The sequence below is a fragment of the Streptomyces sp. NPDC053069 genome (assembly GCF_044546895.1).
In the GTDB taxonomy this organism is placed as follows: domain Bacteria; phylum Actinomycetota; class Actinomycetes; order Streptomycetales; family Streptomycetaceae; genus Streptomyces.
On sequence record NZ_JBITZN010000002.1, the window covers coordinates 674,048 to 697,844 of the forward strand.

The window sequence follows — 23,797 nt, forward strand, 5'->3', positions numbered from 1 at the left end:
TGTGTCATCGAGCGGATACGTGTTTGATCTGGAGAATGACACCTCTTTCGGGTGGCTGACCGTCAGGGAGCTTGCCAATGAGTCGGGCAAAGCCCCCAGAAGACACCGGAACGCACCTCTTGCGCTAGCCGTCTGACGATTTGCCACCCGATCGGGGGGCACCGATCGCCGCACCGGCCTTGACTCCGCCCTCCTTGCCGGCCGCCGGCGCCTCGAAGGACTCCAGCGCCTCCAGGACGTCCTGGACCCGGGAGATCTCGGCGTTGATGTCCTCGCGGCGGCGCACCAGGATCTCCAGCTCGCGCTTGCCCTCCTCGACCGTGCGCCGCGCCTCGCGGATCGCCTCGGCCTTCAGCTCCTCGGCCTCCTTGATGAGGCTGGCCTTCTTCTGCTCGGCCTCCTTCAGCAGCCCCTCCGCCTTCTTGACGGCGGCGATACGCACCTTGCCCGCCTCCGAGCCGGCCTCCGACACCAGCTCCTTGGCCTTCGCCTCCGCCTTGGCCAGCTGCTCCTCGGCGGCCCGGATGAGCGCGTCGCAGCGGTCGCCGGTGGACTTCATCGTCTCGGCGGCCTCGCGCCGGGCCCGCTCGTGCAGCTCCTCGATCTCGGTGGTGATCCGCTCGCGCAGCTCCTCCGCACGCTCGCGGATCGCGGTGGCGTCCCGGCGCGCACCGACCAGCAGCTCGTCGGCGTCCGTACGGGCCTTCTCCACCCTGGCGTTGCCCTCGACGGTCGCCTCGGCGACGATCCGCTCGGCCTCGCTGCGGGCCGCGCCGACCATCGTGTCGGCCTGCGACTCCGCGTCCGCGGTGGTCTTCAGCGCCTGCGCCTGCGCCTCGGCGAGCAGCTTGTCCGCCTCGGCCGTGGTCTCGGTGATGAGCGTGTCGACCTGCTCGGCCGCCTCCGAGCGCCGCTTGTTGGCGTCCTTGCGGGCCTCGTCCAGGGTCCGCTCGGCCTCCTCGCGGGCGGAGCCGACGAGCCGCTCGGCCGCTTCCTCCGCGTCCGCCTTGAGCTGTTCGGCCTCCGCCCGCACCCGCTCGGCGTGCGCCTGCGCGGAGCCGACGGTCTCCGCGGCCTCGGCGCGCAGCCGCTCGGCTTCGTCGGTGGCCTCCCCGACGAGCCGTTCGGCCTTCGCCAACGCCTCCGCGCGCAACCGGTCCGCCTCGGCCAGAGCCTCGGTGCGCACCCGCTCGGCCTCGGCCGCGGTCTCCGTCTGGAGTCGCTCGGCCTCGGTCAGCGCCTCCGTGCGGACCCGGTCGGCCTCCGCGACGGTCTCCGTCTGCAGCCGCTCGGCCTCGTTGCGCGCCTCGGTGATGAGGGTGTCCGCCTGGGTCGCCGCGTCCGACCGGATCCGGTTGGCGTCCTCGCGGGCGTCCGCGCGGGTGCGCGCCGCCGCCTGGTCCGCCTCGGCGAGCGCGTCCGAGGCCTCGGTGCGCACCCGCTGGGCGTAGTCGGACGCGTCCGAGCGCAGCCGCTCGGCCTCCGCCATCGCCTCCGCGACCGTACGTTCGGCCAGCGCCTTGGCGGCCTCCGACTCCTCGTTCGCCGCGCGCCGGACACGGCTCGCGTCCTCGCTCGCCCGCTCCCGCTCGGCGTAGGCGTCGGCGCGCAGCCGGTCCGCCTCCTCCTCGGCCTCCCGCTTCGTACGGTCCGCCGCGTGCTCGGCGGCCGAGCGCAGCCCGGTGATCTCCTCCTGCGCCTGCTCGTGCAGCCCGGCGACGGAGTCCCGCACCTGCTGGGCGTGCTGCTCGGCCGCGGAGACCATCTCGGTGGCGCGCCGGTCGGCCTCGTCCACCAGCCGGGTCGCCTCGGCCTGGGCCTCCTCGACCCGCTTACGGGCGGAGGCCAGCAGTTCCTCGCTCTGCTCGCGGGCGCGCCGGCGCTCCTCGTCGGCCTCCTCGCGGGCCGCGCCGAGCGTCTCCTCGGCCTCGCGGCGGCGCCGGGCGGCCTCCTCCTGGGCGGCGGCCAGCGTCTCGGACGCCTCGGTGCCGAGCCGCTCGGCGGCGGCCTGCGCCTCCGCGCGCACCCGGTCCGCGGTGTCCTGGGCCTCCGCCTTGAGCCGCTCGGCCTCCGCGGCGGCCTCGGAGCGCAGCCGTACGGCGACGGCCTCGCCCTCGGCGCGGGAGGCGGACGCGTCGGACGCGGCCTCGGTGCGCAGCCGTTCCGCCTCGGCCTCGGCCTGCTGCTGGAGCGTACGGATCCGTTCCGCCGACTCCGTGCGCAGCCGCTCGGCCTCCTCGGCGGCCTCACGGCGGATCCGGGCGGCCTCCTCGCGGGCGTCGGTCAGCGCCTGCTCGGCGGACGCGAGCCGCTCCTGCGCCTCCGTCTGAAGACGGGTCAGCTCCTCGGCGGCCTCGATTCGGCGCGCCTCGATGATCCGCTCGGTCTCCTCGCGCAGCTCCCGCGCGGCGGTCTCGGCGTCCGTCCGGACCGTCTCGGCCTGCTCGTCGGCCTCGGCGCGCAGCCGCTCGGCCTCCTTGCGGGCCCGGTCCAGCGTCTCCTCGGCCTGCCGGCGCAGGCTGGTGGCCCGCTCGATGGCCTCGGTGCGGACCTTCTCGCTGTCGCCGGTCGCGGTCTGCCGCAGCTCGTCGGCGTCCGCCTTGGCCTTGGCCAGCAGCTCCTCGGCGGACCTGGCCGCCTCCTCGATCTGCGCGACCGCCTCCCGGCGGGCCTCCGCGCGGATCGATTCGCCCTCGGCGACCGCGTCGGCGCGCAGCTGCTCGGCCTCGCCGCGCAGCCGGCGGGCCTCCTCCTGCAGCTCGACCGTCTTGGCGCGGTACTCCTTGGTGTCGTCCTTCGCCGCGCCCTTGAGCTGCTCGGCGATGTCGTGCGCCTCGGCACGCAGCCGGTCCGCCTCGGCCTCGGCCTCGGTGCGGATCCGCTCGGCCTCCTCGGCGGCGGCCTTGGTGGTGTTCCTGGCCTCCTCCGCCGCCTTGTTGAGGACGTCCTCGGCGGTCTTCGCGGCCTTGGACAGCTGGGTCGCGCTCTCCTCGGCGGTGACCGTACGGGCCTTCTCGGCGGCCTCGGCGACGATCTTCTCGGCCTCGGCGCGGGCGTCGGCGACCAGCTGCTCGGCCTCGGACCGGGTGTTCTCGGCCTCCTTGGTGGCCTCCTCGACCAGCCGGGCGACCTGCTCCTTCGCGGTGCGCGTACGGGCCTCGCCCGCGGCCTCGGCGCTCGCGAGTGCCTTGGCGGCGGCTTCCTTCGCCTCCGTCTGCAGCTTCTCGGCCTCGGCCTGCGCCTTGCGCAGCGCCTCCTCGGCCGCCGCCATCCGCTCCTCGGCGGCCCGGCTCAGTTCGGCGGCCTGCCGGCGCGCGGTGTCCGACTCGGTGACGGTGGTGGTGCGCAGCTGCTCGGCGTGCTCGGTGGCCTCCTGCGCCTGCGCGGAGGCGGCGTTCAGCAGGCGTTCGGCGTCGGTGCGGGCGCGGCGCAGGATCTGCTCGGCCTCCGCGCGGGCCGCCTCGGCGTCGCTCTGCAGCCGCTCCCGGGCCTCCCGGGTCAGCCGCTCGGCCTCCGCGCGGGCGGTGGCCATCGCCTGCTCGGCCTCGGCACGGGACTCGTCCAGCAGCCGGCGGGCCTGCTGCTCGGTGCGGGCGCGCAGCTGCTCCGCCCAGGCCACGTTCTCGTTGACGTGCGACTCGACCGTGGCGCGGCGCTCGGCCAGCTCCTGGTCGAGCTGCTGGCGCCGGGTCACCGCCTCCTGGTGCAGCTCCGCCTGCAGCCGGGCGGCCTGCTCGGCGTGCTCCTGCAGGATGCGCTGGGTCTGCGCGCGGGCCTGGCTCAGCTCCCGCTCGGCGTCCTGACGCAGCTGGTCGGCCTGCATCTGGGCATTACGGAGCAACTGCTCGGCCTGATAGCCGATGTCACCGCCGTCGAAGGCGGGCCGGGTCATCAGGGTGCGGCGCGCCTCGTGCAGCTTGGCGCGCAGCACCTCGACCTGGTAGCCGAGGTCCTCGGCGTGCTGGATCGCCTTCTCCCGCTCGGTCCTCAGCCGTTTCATCTCGGCCTCGAACCGAGAGAGGTGGTCGACGTCAGCCGCCGGCTCTCGCTCCTGGCTCTCGTAGCCCCGCACTGCGCGGTCCCATCCGTCCCCTGGTCAGCTTCTCCAACGAGCCTCGTCCTCCGCCGAACGGGGCCCCCGGGGAATGGTGTCAGATAGGCGGCGGAACACGGGCTGCTGCCCCGACGCTCGTCCCCCGAAACCCGGACCCCGGCATGCGATCGTCCCGGTTCGAGGGACGACCGCCCCCAACCCTACCGGCCCTTATGTACGGGGGTCAGTGCTCGGGCGACTCAACCGGGGCCGAAGTGACCAGTTCTGTGAGGACCCCGTGGCAGTCCTTGGGGTGCAGGAAGGTGATCCGCGAGCCCATCGAGCCGCGCCGGGGCTCGTCGTACAGCACGCGTACGCCCTTGCCGCGGATGTCGGCGGCGTCCCCGTCGACGTCCGCCGTGCCGAAGGCGATGTGGTGGACGCCCTCGCCGTTCTTCGCCAGCCACTTGCCGACCGCGGAGTCCTCGCGGGTCGGTTCCAGCAGCTGGAGGTAGGAGGCGCCGCCGTCCGAGGTCTCGTTGATCTTGAGCATGGCCTCGCGCACGCCCTGCTCCTCGTTGACCTCGGTGTGGAACACCTCGAAGCCGTACGTGGCCCTGTAGAACTCGACGGTCGCGTCGAGGTCGTGGCAGGCGATCCCGATGTGGTCGATTCGCGTCAGCATGGTTTCAGTGCAGCGCTCCTCGCTTGGTTACGCAACGTGCGCGCGATCACACCGTAAGGCCGATGACGCCGTGCTCTACCGCTCAGTACATTCGAAGTAAACCCTCGTTCACTCCTCGGCTGTGCAGGCCGGTAAGGGGATCGCAGCTCATGCCTTCTGGAACGACCAGCTCGGTGATCGTCGCCGGCGCGCGCACGCCCATGGGACGACTCCTGGGCTCCCTCAAGTCCTTCTCCGGGGCCGACCTGGGCGGCTTCGCGATCAAGGCCGCCCTCGACCGTGCGGGGATCGGCGGCGACCAGGTGCAGTACGTGATCATGGGCCAGGTGCTGCAGGCCGGCGCCGGTCAGATCCCGGCCCGCCAGGCGGCAGTGAAGGCCGGCATCCCGATGAACGTCCCGGCGCTCACCATCAACAAGGTGTGTCTGTCCGGCCTGGACGCCATCGCGCTGGCCGACCAGCTGATCCGCGCCGGCGAGTTCGACATCGTCGTGGCCGGCGGCCAGGAGTCCATGACCAACGCCCCGCACCTGCTGCCGAAGTCCCGCGAGGGCTTCAAGTACGGCGCCGTCCAGATGCTCGACGCGATGGCCTACGACGGCCTGACCGACTCCTTCGAGGGCATCGCCATGGGCGAGTCGACGGAGAAGCACAACACGCGGCTCGGCATCCAGCGCCCCGAGCAGGACGAGATCGCCGCCCTGTCCCACCAGCGGGCCGCCGCCGCGCAGAAGAACGGCCTGTTCGAGGCCGAGATCACCCCGGTGGAGATCCCGCAGCGCAAGGGCGACCCGGTGCTGTTCAGCAAGGACGAGGGCATCCGCGGCGACACCACGGCCGAGTCGCTGGGCAAGCTCCGCCCGGCCTTCTCCCGCGAGGGCACGATCACCGCGGGCTCCTCCTCGCAGATCTCGGACGGTGCGGCGGCCGTGGTCGTGATGAGCAAGGCCAAGGCCGAGGAGCTGGGCCTGGAGTGGCTCGCCGAGATCGGCGCGCACGGCAATGTGGCCGGCCCGGACAACTCCCTGCAGTCGCAGCCGTCCAACGCCATCCGGCACGCCCTGAAGAAGGAGGGCCTGGAGGTCTCCGACCTCGACCTGATCGAGATCAACGAGGCGTTCGCCGCGGTGGCCGTGCAGTCAATGAAGGACCTCGGCGTGTCCACCGAAAAGGTGAACGTGAACGGTGGTGCGATCGCCCTGGGTCACCCGATCGGCATGTCCGGCGCCCGGCTCGTGCTGCACCTGGCGCTCGAACTCAAGCGCCGCGGCGGCGGGGTCGGCGCGGCCGCGCTGTGCGGTGGCGGCGGCCAGGGTGACGCGCTCATCGTGCGGGTACCGAAGGCCTGAGGTCCCGGTACGCCGCTGACGGTATTCGCTGAAGTGAACGGAGCTGTTTGATGCAGGACGTCTCCTCTCTGGTGGCCCAGGCCAGGGAAGGCCGGCCACGGGCCGTGGCCCGGCTGATCTCCCTGGTGGAGGGGGCGTCCCCGCAGCTCAGGGAGGTCATGGCGGCGCTGGCCCCGCTGACCGGCAACGCGTATGTGGTGGGCCTGACGGGCTCCCCCGGCGTCGGCAAGTCCACCTCCACCTCCGCCCTCGTCACGGCCTACCGCAAGCAGGGCAAACGGGTCGGCGTCCTGGCCGTCGACCCGTCCTCGCCGTTCTCGGGCGGCGCCCTGCTCGGTGACCGCGTCCGTATGTCGGAGCACGCCTCCGACCCCGGCGTCTACATCCGTTCCATGGCCACCCGGGGCCACCTGGGCGGTCTCGCCTGGGCGGCCCCCCAGGCGATCCGCGTCCTCGACGCGGCCGGCTGCGACGTGATCCTGGTCGAGACGGTCGGCGTCGGCCAGTCGGAGGTCGAGATCGCCTCCCAGGCGGACACGAGCGTCGTGCTGCTGGCCCCCGGCATGGGCGACGGCATCCAGGCGGCCAAGGCGGGCATCCTGGAGATCGGCGACGTGTACGTCGTCAACAAGGCGGACCGGGACGGCGCCGACGCCACCGCCCGAGAGCTGAACCACATGCTGGGCCTCGGCGAGTCCCGCGGCCCCGGCGACTGGCGCCCGCCGATCGTGAAGACGGTCGCGGCCCGCGCCGAGGGCGTCGACGAGGTCGTCGAAGCCCTGGAGAAGCACCGCGCCTGGATGGAGGAGCGCGGCGTGCTCGCCGAGCGCCGCAGGGCGCGGGCGGCCCGCGAGGTGGAGACCATCGCCGTCACCGCGCTGCGTGAACGCATCGGCGACCTGCACGGGGACCGCCGCCTGAGCGCGCTCGCGGAGCGCATCGTCGCGGGCGAGCTGGACCCGTACCGCGCGGCGGACGAGCTGGTCGCGGGCCTGACGGAGGGCTGAGGGTCCCGACGTGCCGATCATGCTGCTAGGTTGACCGGCATGTTCCTCTCCATGGCGTAGAGCGCACACCGGACCGCGGCGGCCGACCACACGGCCACCGCGTCCTTCGGCGTCCCCTCTTCCGCCTCCCGCAGAGGAACCCCAGCGTGTCCACGCACCCTTCGCGGCCCCAAGGGCCTGTCACCGCCTGCCCTCCCCCCGCCTCCGGCGACGACGAGCCCTCGTACGCCGCCGTCCTGCGCATCCCGCATGCGCGCCGTACCTTCGCCGCCGCCCTGCTCGGCAGGCTCTCGTACGGCGTCGCGCCGCTGTCCTTGATGCTCGCCGTGACCCGGGCCTCCGGGTCGTACGCGGTGGCGGGCACCGTCATGGCGCTGTTCTCCGCCACCAGCGTCTTCCTGTCGCCCGCCCGGGCGGGCCTCATCGACCGGTACGGGCCGCGGCGCGTGCTCGCCCCGATGGCCGGGACCCACGTCGCGCTGCTCGGGCTGCTGACGATGACCCTCTGGCGCCCCGGCGCCGCCCCGCCGCTCGTCCTCGGCGCCGTGACGGCCGCCGCCGGGGCCTGTACGCCGCCGCTCGGGCCCACCATGCGGGCCGTGTGGGGGCGGCTCGCCCCGGACCCGGCGCTGCTGCAGCGTGCCTACAGCCTCGACGCCGTCGCCGAGGAACTGCTGTTCGTGTCGGGACCTTTGCTGGTCGGGGTGCTCGTGGGGTTCGCCCCGCCGGCGGCCGGTGTGCTCGCCGGGGCGGTGCTGATGGCGGCGGGAACAGCGGGGTTCGTGTCGTCTCCCGCGGTGCGTGCGGTACCGGCGGGCGGGCGCGAGCGGGACCGGCGCCCGGCCGGACGGCGGGTGCTGCACGGGCTGGCGCGGCCGGTGGTCGCCGCCGCGGGGGTCGGTCTTGCGCTGGGCGTGGTCGAGCTGCTGGTGGTGGCGTTCGCCGAGGGGCACGGCAGCGGGGGCAGTGCCGGCTGGGTGCTCGCCGCACTGTCCGCCGGAAGCGCCGTCGGCGGGCTGCTCAACGGTGCCGTCTCGTGGCGAGCCACCGCCGGTGCACGACTGCCCCTGCAGGCGGCCGGACTCGGTCTGGTGCTGTGCGCCGCCGGGCTGGCGCACGGGGTGGGCGCGCTCGCCCTGGCGGTGGCGGCCGCCGGGCTCTTCGTGTCCCCGCTGATCACCACCGCGTACCTCGTCGCCGACGAGACCGCGCCGCCCGAGGCCCGGGTCCGGGCCGGTGCCTGGGTCAACACGGCCCTCAACGCGGGCGGTACGGCGGGTGCCGCGGTCTCCGGGGTGCTGGTCGGCCGGCTGCCACCGGCGCCGTGCTTCGCGGTGACCGGTGCGGTGATGCTGCTGACCGCGCTGACCGTGGCCCGGGGCGCGGCTCGCACGGGGGACGGGGAGCACCCCGCCCGCCTGCTGTGACGGCCCACAGCAGGTCGCAGATGCCGGCGGGCGGAGCGGTGTGTGAGCGCTCCGCCCCGCCGTCGGCTCGCAGCTGCCGGATCCGGCGGCTACGGACGTCCGCGCTGACCGCGCAGATGCTCCGCGATCGGCTTGAGCGCCTTGTCCAGCTCTATCAGCGCCTCGGGCGACAGCAGATCGATGAAGTGCCGCCGCACGGACGCCACATGGTGTGGCGCCACTTTCTTCATCGTCTCCATGCCGTGCTCGGTCAGCACGGCGTACAGCCCCCGCCGGTCGGACTCGCAGTTCTCGCGGCGTACCAGGTTCGCGTTCTCCATCCGCGTGATCTGGTGCGAGAGCCGGCTCTTGGACTGCAGCGTCGCGGAGGCGAGGTCACTCATCCGCATCCGTACGTCGTCCGACTCGGACAGATTGACGAGGATCTCGTAGTCGTTCATCGTCAGGCCGAACGGCTGCAGATCCTTCTCCAGCTGGTACGTCAACAGCCTGTTGACCTCCAGGTGGGTGCGCCAGGCGCACTGCTCCGCATCGGTCAGCCAGCGCGTGGCCGTCTCGGTCTCCATGAATGAAGTCTACCTAAGAAGTTGAATGACGAACTACTTCGGGTGGTGTGACAGTGCGCACGCGTTCGACGTCACACTCCGCAGACTACCGCTCACAGCCCGAAGCGACGCTGGAGGTCCCCCAGCTGTCCGGGAAGGCGCGGTGCACCCGAGGGTTGCTGACCGTGTCCATCCGGTGCCGCTGCGCCACCTCCGGGCACCCCGGGTTCGGACGGAACGACCCCCGTCGCCGCCTCGCCCATAAGGGTCTCCGACGACTGCAGCAGGACCGTCCCGGCGCCCGCGAACTCGAACTGGTGCTCCTCCCCGGAAACCCCGCCGAAGCCCGTCATTGCACGTAGACCGCCCAGTACACCCGTCAGATAGCCGTGGTCGTAGTGATGGCACGGTGACGGGCAGTCGGCCCACCCGACGAGCGCCTGCGGGTCGACCCGGATCGGAGGTTCCATGAACACCACCGGACCGTTAGATGCGGCCACAAACTTTCCGGTTCCGATAAGGGTCAGAAAACCCGGCACGATCGATTGTTTGAGTGTGAGACTTGGCTGAAAAGCGAGCACGTTGCCCGCGCGAATGGTCAAGTTCCCGTCGTCCAGGTCGTAGGAGTTGACGTCGAACGCCCGGTCGGCCAGCAGCATCTTGCCGGAGCCCTCCGCCACGACCCAGTCGCTCGCGTGCAGTGGCGAATGGAACGAGGTACGGACAAGTCGGTCGAGTCGCCCGTGCCCGATGCCGTTGAACTCGATCGCCCCGTAGTAGGCGATCATCTTCCCCTTCTGCAGGAACCACTGCCCGTTCTTGAGCTCGACGCAGAACGTGTACGCGTTCACGTTGTCGTCGGCGGGCAGTGTCATCGGGTCGTGCACCACCGGGCCGCCGGGGGTGCCGTACATGCCTGCGTGCGCGCTCACAGCTTTTCCTCCGAGGCCTGGACGTAGACCGTGCCGTTGCCGCTCAGCTCCAGCTGGAAGGCCTCCCCGGAGCCGCGGCCCACCATCTCGCGCCAGCCGAGCGCGGTGGACAGCCTGTTGCGGACCTCGCCGTGGTGGGCGACGTAGGCCTGCGGGTCGACATGGACCGGCCGCCGGGGGGTGACCGGGATCTCGAAGACGCCGCCGTGTGCCATCACGGCGACGGAGCCCTGGCCCTGCAGGGTGGTGGTGAACAGGCCCTGCCCGGTGACCTGGCCCCGGACCAGGCCCATCACGCCGCCCTGGGAGCCCATGAACATCGTCCCCTGCCGGAGCGTGCCCTCGAAGGCGAGCAGGCGGTCGGCCTCGACGTAGAGGGTGTCGCCCGTGAGGTGGATGACATGGACGTGGTGGCCGCCGTGCCCGAAGAAGACCGTGCCGTTGCCCTCGACGGTCATCAGCGGGGTCGCCTCGCCCGTCACCCGGCGCCCGATCATGGATGCCGGCCCGCCCTGGCCGCCCTGGAGGTTCGGCGTGAAGGACACGTCCCCCTTGTAGGCGAGCATCGCGCCGCGCTGGCTGAACAGCCGCCGGCCGGGCAGCACGGTCGCCTCGACCATCTTGGAGTTGATCTCTCGGAAGGCCATGGCTACAGATCCCCCGCGATCGTGTTCCGCTCGCTCGGCTGCACATACACCAGTCCGTCGCCCTCGAAGCGGATCTGGAAGGCCTCGCCGCCGCCCTCCCCGAGGAGTGTGCGGAACGTCACGCCGGACTGGAAGGACTGCCGGACGCTGCCCTGATGGGCGATGTACGCGCCCGGGTCGACGATCAGCGGGTACTGCGGGGCGACCCGGAGCACCACCGCCGGCCCGTCGGACATGATCGCGGCCTGCCCGTGCCCCTCGACGGTCGTCGTGAACAGCCCGTTGCCCTGCGAGGCCCCGCGCAGGCCGGTGAACGTCGTGCCCGTGCGCAGTCCCGCGTCGGTCGCGAGCAGGTTGCTCGACTCCACGTAGAGCTTGTCCCCGTGGAGGCCGACCAGGTTGATCTCCGCGGCGCGGTCCGCGAACCAGCAGGTGCCGTGCCCCTTCACCTCCATCACCGTCATCTGCTCGCCGGTGAGCCGCCGCGTCACCATGCCGCGCAGCCCTTCCCCGCCACCACTCAGCCTCTTGAAGCTCATCTGCCCGTCGTACGCGACCATCGAGCCGTTCTTCGCCTTCACGGCGTCCCCGGTCATGTCGACGGCGAGCACCTTGTTTCCCTGCAGTCGGAACGTCGCCACGCAGTGAAAGTAGCGGCGGCACGGGTGGACGGAACAGGTCCTGTGGGTGGATATCGACCCTGAGCGGACCCCTGGGGTCACCGTTTGCCACAATGGGCGGACGTTTGTGCTTGCGTTCACAAACCGTGGACGTCCCTCCCATCGAAGGTGACTCGTGGACATCAAGACCGCCACCGCCCTCCGCCGCCTCCGCCTGGTCTCGGCCCCGGAGGCCGTGTCCTTCCTGATCCTGCTCGTCTGCTCGGTGCTGAAGCGCACCACCGACTTCAACGCGGTCCCCGTGATGGGCGCGGTCCACGGCGTCCTGTTCGTCCTGTACGTGATCTTCTGGGCGGACGCCTGGAACCGCACCAAGTGGCCCGTGCGGACCGGGCTCCTCTACTTCCTTCTCTCGGTGCTGCCCACGGGTGGCTTCTTCGCCGAGCGCAAGCTGCGCCGCGAGGCCGAGGACGCCGTCATCGCGGCCCGCGCCCGCAAGGAAGGAGTCGTGAACGCATGATCGTCGCCTTCTCCGTGACGCCCCTCGGGGTCGGCGAGGACGTGGGGGAGTACGTCGCCGACGCCGTCCGCGTGGTCCGCGAGTCGGGCCTGCCCCACCGCACCGACGCGATGTTCACGTCCGTCGAGGGCGACTGGGACCAGGTCATGGACGTCGTCAAGCGGGCGGTCGCCGCCGTGGAGGAACGGGCGCCGCGGGTTTCCCTCGTCCTCAAGGCCGACATCCGCCCCGGCGTGAGCGATGGGCTCACCTCCAAGGTGGAGACGGTGGAGCGGTATCTGGCCCAGGGGCCGGGGGCCTAGGCCGGGTGTCCCGCCGTCAGGGCCATGCCCAGGGGTGTGCGTTCGTACAGCACCTGGTGGCCGTACCGGCGTGCCGTCAGCAGGCCCGCGTCGCGCAGCACCGTCAGGTGGGACGACACCGACGACGGGGCGAGTCGCAGCCGGTGGGCCAGGGCCGAGGTGGTCGCCGGTTCGTCCAGCGCGGACAGGACCGCCGCCCTGTTGCGGCCCAGCAGCCGTACCAGCGCCTCCGGGGTTCCGGCGCCCGGCTCGGTCCACAGGCCGGCGATGCCGCGGGCCGGGTAGACCAGCGTGGGTTGCCACGGGGGCTCGAAACCCGTGATCACGTCGGGCCACGAGAACACGCTCGGCATCAGGACCAGGCCCCGGCCGTCGAGGTCGCGGGTGTGCTCGGTGTGCAGCGCGAGCGTCAGCGTACGGCCGTCCCAGGACAGCCGGCCGTCCAGTTCCGGCAGCAGCGTGCCGAGCCCCACCTCGGCCAGCCGCCGCGAGTGGAAGGCCACGTCCGCCTCCAGCAGCGCCCGCAGCCGGGGCCAGTGCGGCGCGATCAGGGCCCGCCAGGCCGCCTCCATGGCGTCCGCCAGCTCCTGGATCATCCGTGCCGGGTCCGCGAGCCAGGCCCGGCCCCGCGGCGACCGAAGCGCGCCCGGGGTGCAGGCCAGCGACTGGGCGGTGTCCTCGCGGGCCGCTTCCGGGTCGGACGCCCGTACGGCCGCGATCTCCTCCTCGAACGTGGCCGCCGGTCCGATCGGTGGTGCGCCGAGCCAGTCCGGTGAGTGCCCGCGCCGGGGCATCAGCAGCCACAGCGGAGCCAGGTCGAGCCCGGCCGCCGCGTCCCTGATCCGGCGCAGCCAGGGCGCCTGGTAGGCGTGCCGGTCGGGCCGGTGGAGGGTGCGCACCGCCTCCTGTGTCTCCCACAGCGGCGAGATCGCGAACCGGCAGCGCAGGAAGTCGTCGTCACCGAAGTGCAGACGCGAGGGCACGGGCGACCTCCGGGGAAGATTCGGCTGGAGCCGAAACTCTACGGCTGCCGGTCCGTCTCCCGGCACGCTGCCCGGCATGTCCGCACCACCGCAGGCCGCCCCGGCGCCCGCCGGCTACCGCCGTGTCTTCGCCGTGCCCGAGTTCCGGGCCGTCTTCGCCGCCCATGTGCTGTCCATGGTCGGCGTGATCGTCAGCGAGATCGCGCTGACCGTCCTCGTCTACGACCTCACCCGCTCGCCCCTGCTCAGCGCGCTCACCTTCGCACTGGGCTTCCTGCCGTACGCCGTCGGCGGCACCCTCCTCGCACCCGTCGCCGACCGCTTCCCGGCCCGCCGGGTGCTCGTCGGCTGCGACCTGGTGTGCGCCGGCTGCGTGGCCCTGATGACCGTCCCCGGCGCCGGTATCGGCCTGCTCCTCGCGCTGCGCTGCGCGCCGGCCGTCGTCTCCCCGGTGTTCGCCGGCACCCGCATGGCCACCCTGGCCGACGTCCTCGGCGACGGCGACCTGTTCGTGCTCGGCCGCTCCCTGCTGCGGATCGTCGCCCAGAGCACCCTGCTCGTCGGCTACGGCCTCGGCGGTCTGCTGCTCACCGCCGTCAGCCCGCGCCATGCCCTGCTGATCACCGTGGGCACGTTCCTCGCCTCCGCCGTGCTGCTGCGCTGCGGCACCCGGCACCGCCCCGCCCGCACCGACCGGCGCACGGACACCGCGCCGGGTCTGCGCCCGCTGTTCGCCGACCGCCGGGTGCGCGTCCTGCTGCTCCTGTTCTGGATGCCGGCGGCGTTCTCGGTCGTCCCCGAGGCACTGGCGGCGCCGTACGCGGACGAGCTGGGCAGCGGTTCCACGGGTCTCGGGCTGCTGATGTGCGCGCTGCCGGTCGGCACGGTGGCAGGCGAGCTGTTCGCCGGTGCCAGGCTCGCACCCCTGGCACGCGAACGCGTCGCGCTTCCCCTGCTGTGTCTGACCCTGCTGCCGTACCTCGGCTTCGCCCTGCGCCCCGGGCTCACCGCCTCGCTGCTGCTCCTGCTGCTGTCCGGGGCCGGCTCGGCGTACACCCTGGGCCTGGACCAGTGGTTCGTCCGGGCCGTGCCGGAGGAGCTGCGCGGGCGGGCCATGACCGTGCTGTGCGCCGGGCTGATGACCGTCCAGGGCGTCGGCATGGCGCTGGCCGGGGTGGCCGCGCAGGTGGCGGGCGTACGGGCGGCGGTGGCGGGGGCCGGTGCGGTGGGCGTCCTGTGCTGCTGCGGCCTCGCCGCCGCGGCTCGGGCGACCGAAAGCCGAGACGGGGCTGCCCGGAATATGACCGGCCGGTAGGGTCTGATGACGTGCCCAAGCCTCTCAGCCTCCCCTTCGACCCCATCGCCCGCGCCGACGAGCTCTGGAAGCAGCGTTGGGGAAACGTGCCGTCCATGGCCGCGATCACCTCGATCATGCGGGCCCAGCAGATCCTGCTCGCCGAGGTGGACGCGGTGGTCAAGCCGTACGGACTGACGTTCGCGCGGTACGAGGCGCTGGTGCTGCTCACCTTCTCCAAGGCCGGTGAGCTGCCCATGTCCAAGATCGGCGAGCGGCTGATGGTGCATCCGACGTCCGTCACGAACACCGTCGACCGGCTGGTGAGGTCCGGGCTGGTGGCCAAGCGGCCCAATCCCAACGACGGGCGCGGCACCCTCGCCGTCATCACCGACAAGGGCCGCGAGGTGGTCGACGCGGCCACCCGCGACCTCATGGCCATGGACTTCGGGCTCGGCGTGTACGACGCGGAGGAGTGCGCGGAGATCTTCGCGCTGCTCCGGCCGCTGCGCATCGCGGCACACGACTTCGACGAGGAGTGACCCCTCGGCCGACCCCGGGAAAGATCTCCCGGAACGGGTGGTTACGCTCGACTTCATGAAAAAGAGCGTGCTGACCCGCTACCGCGTCATGGCCTACACCACCGGTGTCCTGCTGGTGCTGCTGTGCCTGAGCATGATCGCGAAGTACGGGCTCCACATCGACGGCGCCGCGGACTTCACCCGGGTCGTCGCCATCGCCCATGGCTGGCTGTACGTGATCTACCTGGTCTTCGCCTTCGACCTGGGTTCGAAGGCGAAGTGGCCCGTCGGCAAGCAGCTGTGGGTGCTGCTCGCGGGGACCATCCCCACCGCCGCCTTCATCGTCGAGCGGAAGATCAGCCGCGAGCTGGAGGCCAAGGTCGCCGGCCAGGCCCCGGCCGTCGCCGAGGCCTGAGCTCCCCGCTCCACCGCCGTACGAGCGTCGTGCGGCGGTCAGCCATCGACATTTACTAGGACGTCCAAGTAAATTCGAAGGCATGGACGCTCACGCCATCGAGGAGGGCCGCCGGCGCTGGCAGGCCCGCTACGACGCCGCGCGCAAGCGCGACGCTGACTTCACCACGCTCTCCGGCGACCCCGTGGAGCCGGTGTACGGGCCCCGACCGGGCGACACGTACGAGGGATTCGAGCGGATCGGCTGGCCCGGGGAGTACCCCTTCACCCGCGGCCTCCATCCGACCGGCTACCGCGGGCGTACCTGGACGATCCGGCAGTTCGCCGGGTTCGGCAACGCCGAGCAGACCAACGAGCGGTACAAGATGATCCTCGCCGCCGGTGGTGGGGGACTGTCCGTCGCCTTCGACATGCCGACGCTGATGGGCCGCGACTCCGACGACCCCCGCTCGCTCGGCGAGGTCGGGCACTGCGGCGTCGCCATCGACTCGGCCGCAGACATGGAGGTCCTGTTCAAGGACATCCCGCTGGGCGATGTGACGACGTCCATGACCATCAGCGGTCCGGCCGTGCCCGTCTTCTGCATGTACCTGGTCGCCGCCGAGCGGCAGGGCGTGGATCCGGGAGTGCTCAACGGGACCCTCCAGACGGACATCTTCAAGGAGTACATCGCGCAGAAGGAGTGGCTCTTCCAGCCCGAACCGCATCTGCGCCTCATCGGCGACCTGATGGAGTACTGCGCCGCCGGCATCCCCGCCTACAAGCCGCTGTCCGTCTCCGGCTACCACATCCGCGAGGCGGGCGCGACGGCCGCACAGGAGCTGGCGTACACGCTGGCCGACGGCTTCGGGTACGTGGAGCTGGGGCTCAGCCGGGGTCTCGACGTGGATGTGTTCGCGCCGGGACTCTCCTTCTTCTTCGACGCGCACGTCGACTTCTTCGAGGAGATCGCCAAGTTCCGGGCCGCGCGCCGCATCTGGGCGCGCTGGATGCGGGACGTGTACGGCGCGAAGAGCGACAAGGCCCAGTGGCTGCGGTTCCACACGCAGACCGCCGGGGTCTCGCTGACCGCGCAGCAGCCGTACAACAACGTGGTCCGTACGGCCGTGGAGGCGCTGGCCGCCGTGCTCGGCGGGACCAACTCGCTGCACACCAACGCGCTGGACGAGACGCTCGCCCTGCCCTCCGAGCAGGCGGCGGAGATCGCGCTGCGCACGCAGCAGGTGCTGATGGAGGAGACCGGGGTCGGCAACGTGGCCGACCCGCTGGGCGGTTCCTGGTACGTCGAGCAGCTGACGGACCGGATCGAGGCCGACGCGGAGAAGATCTTCGAGCAGATCAAGGAGCGGGGGCTTCGGGCCCACCCGGACGGGCGGCACCCGATCGGGCCGATCACCTCCGGGATCCTGCGCGGGATCGAGGACGGCTGGTTCACCGGCGAGATCGCCGAGTCCGCCTTCCGGTACCAGCAGGCGCTGGAGAAGGGCGACAAGAGGGTCGTAGGCGTCAATGTGCACACCGGGTCCGTCACCGGGGACCTGGAGATCCTGCGGGTCAGCCATGAGGTGGAGCGGGAGCAGGTGCGGGTGCTCTCCGAGCGGAAGACGGCGCGGGACGAGTCCGCGGTGCGCTCCGCGCTGGAGGCCATGCTGGGTGCGGCGCGGTCCGGGGACAACATGATCGAGCCGATGCTGGACGCCGTGCGGGCCGAGGCCACGCTGGGGGAGATCTGCGGTGTGCTGCGGGACGAGTGGGGGGTGTACACCGAGCCGGCCGGCTTCTAGGACCCGGTCGGCTCAGAAGCCAGGCCCAGCAGCAGTACGCGCGTGAAACCGCGTACCCACTCCTCGTCGGCCGGCTTGCCGCTCACCAGGGTGCGGTGGACCACTGCGCCCGCGACCATGTCGAAGATCAGGTCGACCGTGCGGGCGGACTCCTCCGGGTCGGGTTCCGGGGGGAGTTCGCCCCGCTGCTGGGCCCGTGCGCGGCCCTCCAGAACCAGCCGCATCTGACGCTCCACGATGGAGGCGCGGATGCGCTCGCGCAGGGCGTCGTCGCGGGTGGACTCGGCGACCACCGCCATCAGGCCGCTCTTCGCCTCCGGGCGGGCCAGGATCGCCGCGAACTGCAGAACCACGCCCTCGATGTCGGCCGCGAGGCTGCCGCGGTCGGGGAGTTCCAGTTCGTCGAACAGCTCCGCCACGGCGTCGCACACCAGCTCCGGCTTGCCGGCCCAGCGGCGGTACAGCGTCGTCTTCGCGACGCCGGCACGCGTCGCCACGTCTCCCAGGGTGAGCTTGGACCAGCCCAGTTCCACCAGCGCATCCCTGGTCGCGGCCAGGATCGCGGTGTCCGCGGCGGCGCTGCGCGGACGACCGGTTCGGCTGGCGGGAGTGCGGCTCTGCATCCCTTGACCATAACCGGCGGGAACTGTGCGGTCGTGAGGGAGATCACCGGGGTGTGGTGTCGCGCGGCCCCTGCATGGCATTACGCTACGACTCGTAGCGAAAGCTCGTGAGGGACGTACACGAGCGGCGATTCATGCGGCGTGGGGTGGGGACCCGGCGCCCGCACCCACTGCTTTTTCATTCCGACGCGGTAACGGGGGAGGATAGACGCATGCAGCCACGGAACATGTCCATGAGCGGCGTCGTCGACCTCGCCGCGGTGAAGGCGGCCCAGGAGGCCAAGGCCAAGGCCGAGCAGACGCGCGCGGAGGCCGCCCGGCAGGGCGGCACGGGGGCCGTCTCCCCGGCCGATCTCGTCATCGACGTCGATGAGGCGGGCTTTGAGAGCGATGTCCTCCAGCGCTCCGCCGAGGTGCCCGTCGTCATCGACTTCTGGGCCGAGTGGTGCCAGCCCTGCAAGCAGCTGAGCCCGGTCCTGGAGCGGCTGGCCGTCGAGTACGACGGGCGCTTCCTCCTCGCCAAGATCGACGTCGACGCCAACCAGATGCTGATGCAGCAGTTCGGGGTGCAGGGCATCCCGGCCGTGTTCGCCGTTGTGGCCGGACAGGCGCTGCCGCTGTTCCAGGGAGCGGCCGGCGAGCAGCAGATCCGGCAGACCCTGGACCAGCTGGTGCAGGTCGCCGAGCAGCGGTTCGGCATCACCGGCCTGAGTGTCGACCCGGACGCGCAGCCGGGCGGCGGTGCGGCCGTCGAGCAGGCGGGTCCGTACGACGCCTCGCTGAACGCCGCCGCGCAGGCCCTGGACGCCGGTGACCTGGCCGGTGCCGTCCAGGCCTACAAGAACGTACTGGCCGACGACCCGGCCCACCCCGAGGCGAAACTGGGCCTGGCGCAGGCCGAGTTGCTGCAGCGGGTGCAGGGCTTCGATCCGCAGAAGGTCCGTCAGGAGGCTGCCGAGAGGCCGAAGGACGTCGACGCGCAGATCGCCGCCGCCGACCTGGACCTGGTGGGCGGGCATGTCGAGGACGCCTTCGGCCGGCTGATCGAGACCGTGCAGCGCACGGCCGGTGACGACCGGGACACGGTACGGCGTCGGCTGCTGGAGCTGTTCGAGGTCGTGGGGCCCGAGGACGCGCGCGTGGTGGGCGCACGCAGAGCGCTCGCGCGCGCCCTGTTCTGACCAGTTGCTAAACACCACGGCTTGTGATGCCGGGGTGAAAGATTTGCCGACGAGGCGTCAGGGCGACTGCGCTTTACCAAATCTTGGTAATCGCGCAATCTGTTACTCCGAGTAAGTCGAGGCCGTTGGTCTGTCTGGTTTCGTCCAGGGATCAACGGCTTTGCTCTGCCCCTGGATGCCACCCAGAGTCGCACTTCGAGACCGGTCGGTCGTCCTCCGGTTATCCGCCCGTTACTAGCCAGTAACGAACCCCCTTGTGCCCGGCGCGAGAATGCACCACGATCGGCGACGCTCGGTCCATTTCCGTACCCCGGCATCCGGTCGGGTGACGGGAGAATCTGGGTCCCCACCGAGCAGGGCCGGCGGCAGTGGCGCCGGGTCCAGGGCAGGGGGGTCTTCGCCGGCCGGCGAAGCCTGTCCAGCAGGGTTGTGCGTGATGCGTGTCAGGCGCGACCAGTGGTTGTCGCTCGGGGGTGATCGCCGGTGATTCGGGTGCGGTTCGCGCCTCCGAGTGCGGGCGCTCTCCTTCCCGAGGACGTAGCACTTCTCCCATCCCTGCCCGGCTGAGCCGCCGACTGCGGCGAGTCCGGGCCAGGAGATGTACGTCCGAGAAGGAGGAAATATGGAGTCCCAGGTGCGTGGCGGGACCAGATGGAAGCGGTTCGCTGTGGTCATGGTGCCCAGCGTTGCCGCCACGGCATGCATAGGTGTCGCCCTCGCGCAGGGCGCTCTTGCTGCCTCGTTCAGCGTGTCGGGTCAGCAGTTCAAGGTGACGGCTGACAGCCTGCACGGCGAGGGTTTCGCCCAGTACGGCGCGATCGACAGCGGCTACACGCTCGACGGGAAGAAGACGGCCCACCCCGTCGCCGTCTCGTCGTTCAAGGACGCCTCGATCACGAACATGTGCCAGTCCGTGGTCACGCCGGATGTGCCGTTCTTCGGTTCGGTCACCCTCCGGCTGGAGGCCGGCGGCAAGGGTCATGACGCGGTTCAGGCTCACAACCTCTTCATCGACGTCGATGACCTGGCCGCCGACGCGACCTTCAACAACATCGACATCGGTGTGGCTGCCAAGGACGCGAGCAAGGGTCCGGGCATGAAGGGCAACGGGGAGCAGGCCAACCCGTACGGCTTCGCCCAGCAGGCCGACTCGGCCGATCTGACCAACGTGCGCCAGACGGCGTGGGCCACCACCGCCGGCACGTTCAAGCTCAGTGGTCTCCACATGTCGCTGCACAAGGGCGACGGCAAGGGAATCGAGTGCTACTAGGCGCTCGGTGACGGGCGGGGGAGCCAACGGCGCCCCCGCCCGTTCCGCCACCGGCCGCGTTTTCACACACGGCTCACATCACCACCACAGCAACGCCGCACCAGGGAGCTGTTTTCCATGAGCGCCGAGACCTCTGCCGCCGCACCCGGCCAGTTCACCCGCCGGAGGCTGCAGTTCCGCGCCTGGCGGGGCACCCGTCCGTTCTGGGCCGGACTGTTCGTCATGCTCGGCGGCTTTCTCATCCTGTACTTTCCCTACGCACACCTGCAGCTGGGCCATCTCACGATGACGATGGGGACGCCCGGCGGCTCCAGTTCCCTGATCATCGGTGCGCTGCTCATCGTCCTCGGCATCACGCTCTGGTTCCAGCGGCACATCCGGGTGTTCGCGGGTGTCGCGGCGATTCTCCTGGCGCTGGTGTCCATCCCGCTGTCCAACATCGGCGGCTTCATCGTCGGCTTCGTGTTCTCGCTGACCGGCGGAGCGATGGCCATCGCCTGGTCGCCGGGCGCCCCGCCGCAGCAGCAGCCGCCCGCCGAGGCGGCGCCGGGCGAGGGCGGGGACCCGCAGACCGCGCCGCTGCCCCAGCAGCGCACGGACGGGCTGGGTGATGTGCCCTACCAGGGCTTCACCGCACCTGGGGAGAACGACCTGTCAGGAACGAGCCCGGCCAACGGGGCGAACGGGAGGCACAGTGCCGGCTGACGAGGTGACCCGCGGGACCGATGTGGACGGGTCCCGCGCGAGAACCGGGCCCCGCCACGCGGCACCCAGGAAGCCGCTGTTCACCAGGTTCCACATGCCGGCCGGGAAGGCGATCGCCTCCGTGGCGATGCCGACGGCGGTGCTGATGGGCATGGGCTTCACGTCCTCGCTGGCCCTCGCGGACAGTGCCGGTACGTCCAACAGCCAGAAGGCGGCGGACTACCAGGACTGCGTCAAGGCGCTGGGCGACTCCAAGGACGCCTCGTCGTCGCCCTCGCCCTCCGCCTCGGAGAGTGCGTCCGGTGACAAGGCCACCCCGTCGCCCTCGGCGAGCGCCGACGCCAAGGACTCGAAGGACACGAAGTCCGGCGACTCGGGCACGTCCTCTTCGCCGGATTCAGGTTCCGGTGACAAGGCCACGCCCAAGCCGACCGCGACCTCCGGCTCCTCCGGCTCGTCGTCCTCCGGGTCGGACTCGGGCTCCGGCTCGTCGTCCTCCGGCGATGCCACGGCCACGCCCACCCCGTCGGCCTCCAAGAGCGGCGGCGGCCTGCTGGACACCATCGGCGACACGCTCGGCGGCATCCTCACCGGCGGCACGGACTCCGGCAGCTCGGCCGCGAGCGCGACGCCGTCCGCGACCCCGTCGGCGAGCGCGTCCTCGCACCCCTCCACGCCGGATTCGTCCACGTCGGATGCGTCGTCCTCCGGTTCCAAGGTCTCCGACACCGTCGGTGACACCGTCTCCAAGACCACCAAGACGGTCGGGGACACGGTGGACAAGACGGCCGGGGACACGGTGAAGAAGACCACCGACACGGTCTCCAGGACGGCCGGGGACACCACCAGGACGGTCAAGGACACGGCGGGGTCCGCCACGCCGAGCCCGTCCGCGAGCGACTCCGCCTCGGCGGAGAACTGTCCCAAGGCCACGGACGACGTCAGCGGCGTCGACAACAAGGTGCCGGTGGCCGACGACCCCTGGTACCTGGACGCCAGCTCGCTCCTGCTGAAGGGCGCCGACTACAAGGGCATCGTCGAGGTGAAGACGGCGTCCGGCACCACCAAGAAGGTGCTCAAGTACGTCATCTCCGGCGGCACGGACATCGGCGACCTGCACCAGACGGTGAAGGACAAGCTGTCCGGCAAGACCTACCACGTGCAGGCTGCCAAGGGGTCGACGTCCACCATCCGGGGCGGCGACACCGTGATGTACACCGAGAGCATCTCGGGCAACCTGTTCGGCCTGATCCCGATGAAGTTCACGCCGGACAGCCCGCCCCCGCTGAACCTCCCGCTGATCTACTTCACCAACGTCAAGGTGGTCCAGGCCGCTCAGTTCGGCGGCAACCTGCATGTGCCCGGCATGCATGTGTACACGACCGACTGACCGGTCCCGCAAGCCCGTTCGGGAGCCGCACACAGCTGAGGGCGCCCCCTGATTCCAGGGGGCGCCCTCAGCGCCGTGCAAGGCCCTTGCCGGGACCGTCAGTTGCCCTGCGTGCCCAGGTGGTGGACGCGGAGCATGTTGGTGGTGCCGGGGACGCCGGGGGGCGAGCCGGCCGTGATGATGACCGTGTCGCCCGCGTCGAAGCGGCCCAGACGGGCGATCTCCTGGTCCACCAGGTCGACCATCTCGTCCGTGGTGTTCACGAACGGCACGATGTGCGACTCCACGCCCCAGCTCAGGGTGAGCTGGTTACGGGTGGCCTCGTCCGTGGTGAAGGCGATGATCGGCTGGGTCGCGCGGTAGCGGGACAGACGGCGCGCGGTGTCACCGGACTGGGTGAACGCGATCAGGCCGCGGCCGCCGAGGAAGTCGGCGATCTCGCAGGCCGCGCGGGCCACCGAGCCGCCCTGGGTGCGCGGCTTCTTGCCCGGCACCAGCGGCTGCAGGCCCTTGGAGAGCAGCTCCTGCTCGGCCGCGGTGACGATCTTCGACATGGTCTTGACCGTCTCGACCGGGTAGGCGCCCACCGACGACTCGGCGCTCAGCATGACCGCGTCGGCGCCGTCCAGGATCGCGTTGGCCACGTCGGAGGCCTCGGCGCGGGTCGGACGGGAGTTGGTGATCATCGACTCCATCATCTGGGTCGCCACGATCACCGGCTTGGCGTTGCGCCGGCACAGCTCGATCAGGCGCTTCTGCACCATGGGGACCTTTTCGAGCGGGTACTCGACGGCGAGGTCACCGCGGGCCACCATCACGGCGTCGAACGCCGCGACGACGTCCTCCATGTTCTGCACCGCCTGGGGCTTCTCCACCTTGGCGATGACCGGGACCCGGCGGCCCTCCTCGTCCATGACGCGGTGCACGTCGTGGATGTCCTTGGCGTCCCGGACGAAGGACAGCGCGACCATGTCGCAGCCCATGCGGAGGGCGAAGCGCAGGTCCTCGACGTCCTTCTCGCTCAGCGCGGGCACGTTGACGGCCGCACCGGGCAGATTGATGCCCTTGTGGTCGGAGACCACACCGCCCTCGATGACGATCGTCTTGACCCGGGGGCCCTCGACGTCCAGCACCTTCAGCTCGACGTTGCCGTCGTTGATCAGGACCTGGTCGCCGCGCGAGACGTCGCCCGGCAGCCCCTTGTACGTCGTACCGCAGACGTGCTTGTCGCCCGGCACGTCCTCGGTCGTGATGACGAACTCGTCACCTCGTTCGAGCTCGACCGGACCCTCGGCGAAGGTCTCCAGACGGATCTTGGGGCCCTGCAGGTCGGCGAGGACGCCGATGGGCCGGCCGGTCTCCTTGGACGCGGCCCGGACGCGGTCGTACCGCGCCTGGTGCTCGGCGTGGGAGCCGTGGCTGAAGTTGAACCGGGCCACATTCATGCCCGCCTCGATCATGGCGACGAGCATCTCGTGGGAGTCGACCGCGGGGCCGAGAGTACAGACGATTTTCGAACGGCGCATGGGGCGATCCTATCGGTTTGTTTCGCAACGGAATATTCC

22 protein-coding genes are annotated in these 23,797 nt (G+C 71.2%); 13 read left to right on the forward strand and 9 right to left on the reverse strand.

Annotated features, from left to right (window positions below; all coding sequences use genetic code 11):
• Positions 1 to 124: 124 nt before the first annotated feature.
• Positions 125 to 4,072 (reverse strand): polarized growth protein Scy, encoded by a 3,948-nt coding sequence (scy, locus tag ACIGXP_RS06750; RefSeq protein ID WP_399764740.1) that lies wholly within the window; start codon positions 4,070 to 4,072, stop codon positions 125 to 127.
• 205 nt (positions 4,073 to 4,277) lie between these two features.
• Positions 4,278 to 4,718: a methylmalonyl-CoA epimerase gene (mce, locus tag ACIGXP_RS06755; RefSeq protein WP_030656158.1), complete on the reverse strand. Its 441-nt coding sequence runs from the start codon at positions 4,716 to 4,718 to the stop codon at positions 4,278 to 4,280.
• 149 nt (positions 4,719 to 4,867) lie between these two features.
• On the opposite strand from mce, the gene ACIGXP_RS06760 reads away from it, so the two are divergent.
• The 3 genes from ACIGXP_RS06760 (at position 4,868) to ACIGXP_RS06770 (ending at position 8,501) form a co-directional block, all read left to right on the forward strand.
• Positions 4,868 to 6,067: an acetyl-CoA C-acetyltransferase gene (locus ACIGXP_RS06760; RefSeq protein ID WP_363216735.1), complete on the forward strand. Its 1,200-nt coding sequence runs from the start codon at positions 4,868 to 4,870 to the stop codon at positions 6,065 to 6,067.
• A 50-nt stretch (positions 6,068 to 6,117) separates the two neighbouring features.
• A complete protein-coding gene (gene meaB, locus ACIGXP_RS06765; RefSeq protein WP_356942989.1) occupies positions 6,118 to 7,074 on the forward strand; it encodes a methylmalonyl Co-A mutase-associated GTPase MeaB in 957 nt (318 codons plus the stop codon).
• Positions 7,075 to 7,310: 236 nt separating this feature from the next.
• Positions 7,311 to 8,501 carry an MFS transporter gene (locus ACIGXP_RS06770; protein ID WP_399764891.1) on the forward strand — a complete coding sequence of 397 codons (1,191 nt, stop codon included), beginning with the start codon at positions 7,311 to 7,313 and terminating at the stop codon, positions 8,499 to 8,501.
• Between the two features lie 89 nt (positions 8,502 to 8,590).
• Here ACIGXP_RS06770 and ACIGXP_RS06775 read toward each other — a convergent pair whose 3' ends face one another.
• The 4 genes from ACIGXP_RS06775 to ACIGXP_RS06790 all read right to left on the reverse strand — a co-directional run bounded on the left by ACIGXP_RS06775 (position 8,591) and on the right by ACIGXP_RS06790 (position 11,266).
• A complete protein-coding gene (locus ACIGXP_RS06775; RefSeq protein ID WP_031171854.1) occupies positions 8,591 to 9,067 on the reverse strand; it encodes a MarR family winged helix-turn-helix transcriptional regulator in 477 nt (158 codons plus the stop codon).
• Between the two features lie 92 nt (positions 9,068 to 9,159).
• A complete protein-coding gene (locus ACIGXP_RS06780) occupies positions 9,160 to 9,960 on the reverse strand; it encodes an AIM24 family protein (protein WP_399764893.1) in 801 nt (266 codons plus the stop codon).
• A 14-nt stretch (positions 9,961 to 9,974) separates the two neighbouring features.
• Positions 9,975 to 10,625 carry an AIM24 family protein gene (locus ACIGXP_RS06785; protein ID WP_399764746.1) on the reverse strand — a complete coding sequence of 217 codons (651 nt, stop codon included), beginning with the start codon at positions 10,623 to 10,625 and terminating at the stop codon, positions 9,975 to 9,977.
• Between the two features lie 2 nt (positions 10,626 to 10,627).
• Positions 10,628 to 11,266 carry an AIM24 family protein gene (locus ACIGXP_RS06790; protein ID WP_363216732.1) on the reverse strand — a complete coding sequence of 213 codons (639 nt, stop codon included), beginning with the start codon at positions 11,264 to 11,266 and terminating at the stop codon, positions 10,628 to 10,630.
• A 154-nt stretch (positions 11,267 to 11,420) separates the two neighbouring features.
• Between ACIGXP_RS06790 and ACIGXP_RS06795 the strand changes: the two genes are divergently transcribed.
• Together ACIGXP_RS06795 and ACIGXP_RS06800 are read left to right on the forward strand one after the other, a co-directional pair.
• Positions 11,421 to 11,765 carry a DUF3817 domain-containing protein gene (locus ACIGXP_RS06795; protein WP_363216731.1) on the forward strand — a complete coding sequence of 115 codons (345 nt, stop codon included), beginning with the start codon at positions 11,421 to 11,423 and terminating at the stop codon, positions 11,763 to 11,765.
• Entirely contained in the window at positions 11,762 to 12,067 is a 306-nt protein-coding gene (locus ACIGXP_RS06800; RefSeq protein WP_363216730.1) for an MTH1187 family thiamine-binding protein, read from the forward strand. The genes ACIGXP_RS06795 and ACIGXP_RS06800 overlap by 4 nt, the downstream gene beginning before the upstream one ends.
• Here ACIGXP_RS06800 and ACIGXP_RS06805 read toward each other — a convergent pair.
• Positions 12,064 to 13,050: a DUF5937 family protein gene (locus ACIGXP_RS06805; RefSeq protein WP_399764751.1), complete on the reverse strand. Its 987-nt coding sequence runs from the start codon at positions 13,048 to 13,050 to the stop codon at positions 12,064 to 12,066. The two genes, ACIGXP_RS06800 and ACIGXP_RS06805, sit on opposite strands and share 4 nt — an antisense overlap.
• 76 nt (positions 13,051 to 13,126) lie before the next feature.
• On the opposite strand from ACIGXP_RS06805, the gene ACIGXP_RS06810 reads away from it, so the two are divergent.
• From ACIGXP_RS06810 to ACIGXP_RS06825, 4 genes are all read left to right on the forward strand, one after another.
• Positions 13,127 to 14,365, forward strand: coding sequence for an MFS transporter (locus ACIGXP_RS06810; protein ID WP_399764754.1), 1,239 nt, complete (start codon positions 13,127 to 13,129; stop codon positions 14,363 to 14,365).
• 11 nt (positions 14,366 to 14,376) lie between these two features.
• Positions 14,377 to 14,886, forward strand: a complete 510-nt coding sequence (locus tag ACIGXP_RS06815) for a MarR family transcriptional regulator (RefSeq protein ID WP_363216726.1) — start codon at positions 14,377 to 14,379, stop codon at positions 14,884 to 14,886.
• A 55-nt stretch (positions 14,887 to 14,941) separates the two neighbouring features.
• Positions 14,942 to 15,280 (forward strand): DUF3817 domain-containing protein, encoded by a 339-nt coding sequence (locus tag ACIGXP_RS06820; protein ID WP_363216725.1) that lies wholly within the window; start codon positions 14,942 to 14,944, stop codon positions 15,278 to 15,280.
• An 82-nt stretch (positions 15,281 to 15,362) separates the two neighbouring features.
• Positions 15,363 to 17,063: a methylmalonyl-CoA mutase family protein gene (locus tag ACIGXP_RS06825; protein WP_363216724.1), complete on the forward strand. Its 1,701-nt coding sequence runs from the start codon at positions 15,363 to 15,365 to the stop codon at positions 17,061 to 17,063.
• Here the strand turns inward: ACIGXP_RS06825 and ACIGXP_RS06830 are convergent.
• The gene (locus ACIGXP_RS06830) at positions 17,060 to 17,686 is read right to left on the reverse strand and encodes a TetR/AcrR family transcriptional regulator (RefSeq protein ID WP_363216723.1); all 627 of its coding nucleotides are present in this window, start codon (positions 17,684 to 17,686) and stop codon (positions 17,060 to 17,062) included. The two genes, ACIGXP_RS06825 and ACIGXP_RS06830, sit on opposite strands and share 4 nt — an antisense overlap.
• Positions 17,687 to 17,898: 212 nt before the next feature.
• Between ACIGXP_RS06830 and ACIGXP_RS06835 the strand changes: the two genes are divergently transcribed.
• From ACIGXP_RS06835 to ACIGXP_RS06850, 4 genes are all read left to right on the forward strand, one after another.
• Complete coding sequence (locus ACIGXP_RS06835) at positions 17,899 to 18,867, forward strand: tetratricopeptide repeat protein (protein ID WP_363216722.1); 969 nt, start codon at positions 17,899 to 17,901, stop codon at positions 18,865 to 18,867.
• Positions 18,868 to 19,489: 622 nt separating this feature from the next.
• Positions 19,490 to 20,137 carry a DUF6230 family protein gene (locus tag ACIGXP_RS06840; RefSeq protein ID WP_363216721.1) on the forward strand — a complete coding sequence of 216 codons (648 nt, stop codon included), beginning with the start codon at positions 19,490 to 19,492 and terminating at the stop codon, positions 20,135 to 20,137.
• Positions 20,138 to 20,254: 117 nt separating this feature from the next.
• Positions 20,255 to 20,842 (forward strand): DUF6114 domain-containing protein, encoded by a 588-nt coding sequence (locus ACIGXP_RS06845; RefSeq protein ID WP_363216720.1) that lies wholly within the window; start codon positions 20,255 to 20,257, stop codon positions 20,840 to 20,842.
• Positions 20,832 to 22,232, forward strand: a complete 1,401-nt coding sequence (locus ACIGXP_RS06850; protein WP_399764762.1) for a hypothetical protein — start codon at positions 20,832 to 20,834, stop codon at positions 22,230 to 22,232. The genes ACIGXP_RS06845 and ACIGXP_RS06850 overlap by 11 nt, the downstream gene beginning before the upstream one ends.
• Before the next feature lie 98 nt (positions 22,233 to 22,330).
• On the opposite strand, the gene pyk is transcribed toward ACIGXP_RS06850, so the two are convergent.
• Complete coding sequence (pyk, locus tag ACIGXP_RS06855; protein ID WP_363216718.1) at positions 22,331 to 23,758, reverse strand: pyruvate kinase; 1,428 nt, start codon at positions 23,756 to 23,758, stop codon at positions 22,331 to 22,333.
• Between the last annotated feature and the right edge of the window lie 39 nt (positions 23,759 to 23,797).

What these genes read in the sequence shown, in the direction of transcription:
- mce (WP_030656158.1), bottom strand. Translation starts at nt 4,718, where the DNA reads ATGCTGACGCGAATCGACCACATCGGGATCGCCTGCCACGACCTCGAC.
- ACIGXP_RS06760 (WP_363216735.1), top strand. Translation starts at nt 4,868, where the DNA reads ATGCCTTCTGGAACGACCAGCTCGGTGATCGTCGCCGGCGCGCGCACG.
- meaB (WP_356942989.1), top strand. Translation starts at nt 6,118, where the DNA reads ATGCAGGACGTCTCCTCTCTGGTGGCCCAGGCCAGGGAAGGCCGGCCA.
- ACIGXP_RS06775 (WP_031171854.1), bottom strand. Translation starts at nt 9,067, where the DNA reads ATGGAGACCGAGACGGCCACGCGCTGGCTGACCGATGCGGAGCAGTGC.
- ACIGXP_RS06780 (WP_399764893.1), bottom strand. Translation starts at nt 9,960, where the DNA reads ATGTACGGCACCCCCGGCGGCCCGGTGGTGCACGACCCGATGACACTG.
- ACIGXP_RS06785 (WP_399764746.1), bottom strand. Translation starts at nt 10,625, where the DNA reads ATGGCCTTCCGAGAGATCAACTCCAAGATGGTCGAGGCGACCGTGCTG.
- ACIGXP_RS06800 (WP_363216730.1), top strand. Translation starts at nt 11,762, where the DNA reads ATGATCGTCGCCTTCTCCGTGACGCCCCTCGGGGTCGGCGAGGACGTG.
- ACIGXP_RS06810 (WP_399764754.1), top strand. Translation starts at nt 13,127, where the DNA reads ATGTCCGCACCACCGCAGGCCGCCCCGGCGCCCGCCGGCTACCGCCGT.
- ACIGXP_RS06820 (WP_363216725.1), top strand. Translation starts at nt 14,942, where the DNA reads ATGAAAAAGAGCGTGCTGACCCGCTACCGCGTCATGGCCTACACCACC.
- ACIGXP_RS06825 (WP_363216724.1), top strand. Translation starts at nt 15,363, where the DNA reads ATGGACGCTCACGCCATCGAGGAGGGCCGCCGGCGCTGGCAGGCCCGC.
- ACIGXP_RS06830 (WP_363216723.1), bottom strand. Translation starts at nt 17,686, where the DNA reads ATGCAGAGCCGCACTCCCGCCAGCCGAACCGGTCGTCCGCGCAGCGCC.
- ACIGXP_RS06835 (WP_363216722.1), top strand. Translation starts at nt 17,899, where the DNA reads ATGCAGCCACGGAACATGTCCATGAGCGGCGTCGTCGACCTCGCCGCG.
- ACIGXP_RS06840 (WP_363216721.1), top strand. Translation starts at nt 19,490, where the DNA reads ATGGAGTCCCAGGTGCGTGGCGGGACCAGATGGAAGCGGTTCGCTGTG.
- ACIGXP_RS06845 (WP_363216720.1), top strand. Translation starts at nt 20,255, where the DNA reads ATGAGCGCCGAGACCTCTGCCGCCGCACCCGGCCAGTTCACCCGCCGG.
- pyk (WP_363216718.1), bottom strand. Translation starts at nt 23,758, where the DNA reads ATGCGCCGTTCGAAAATCGTCTGTACTCTCGGCCCCGCGGTCGACTCC.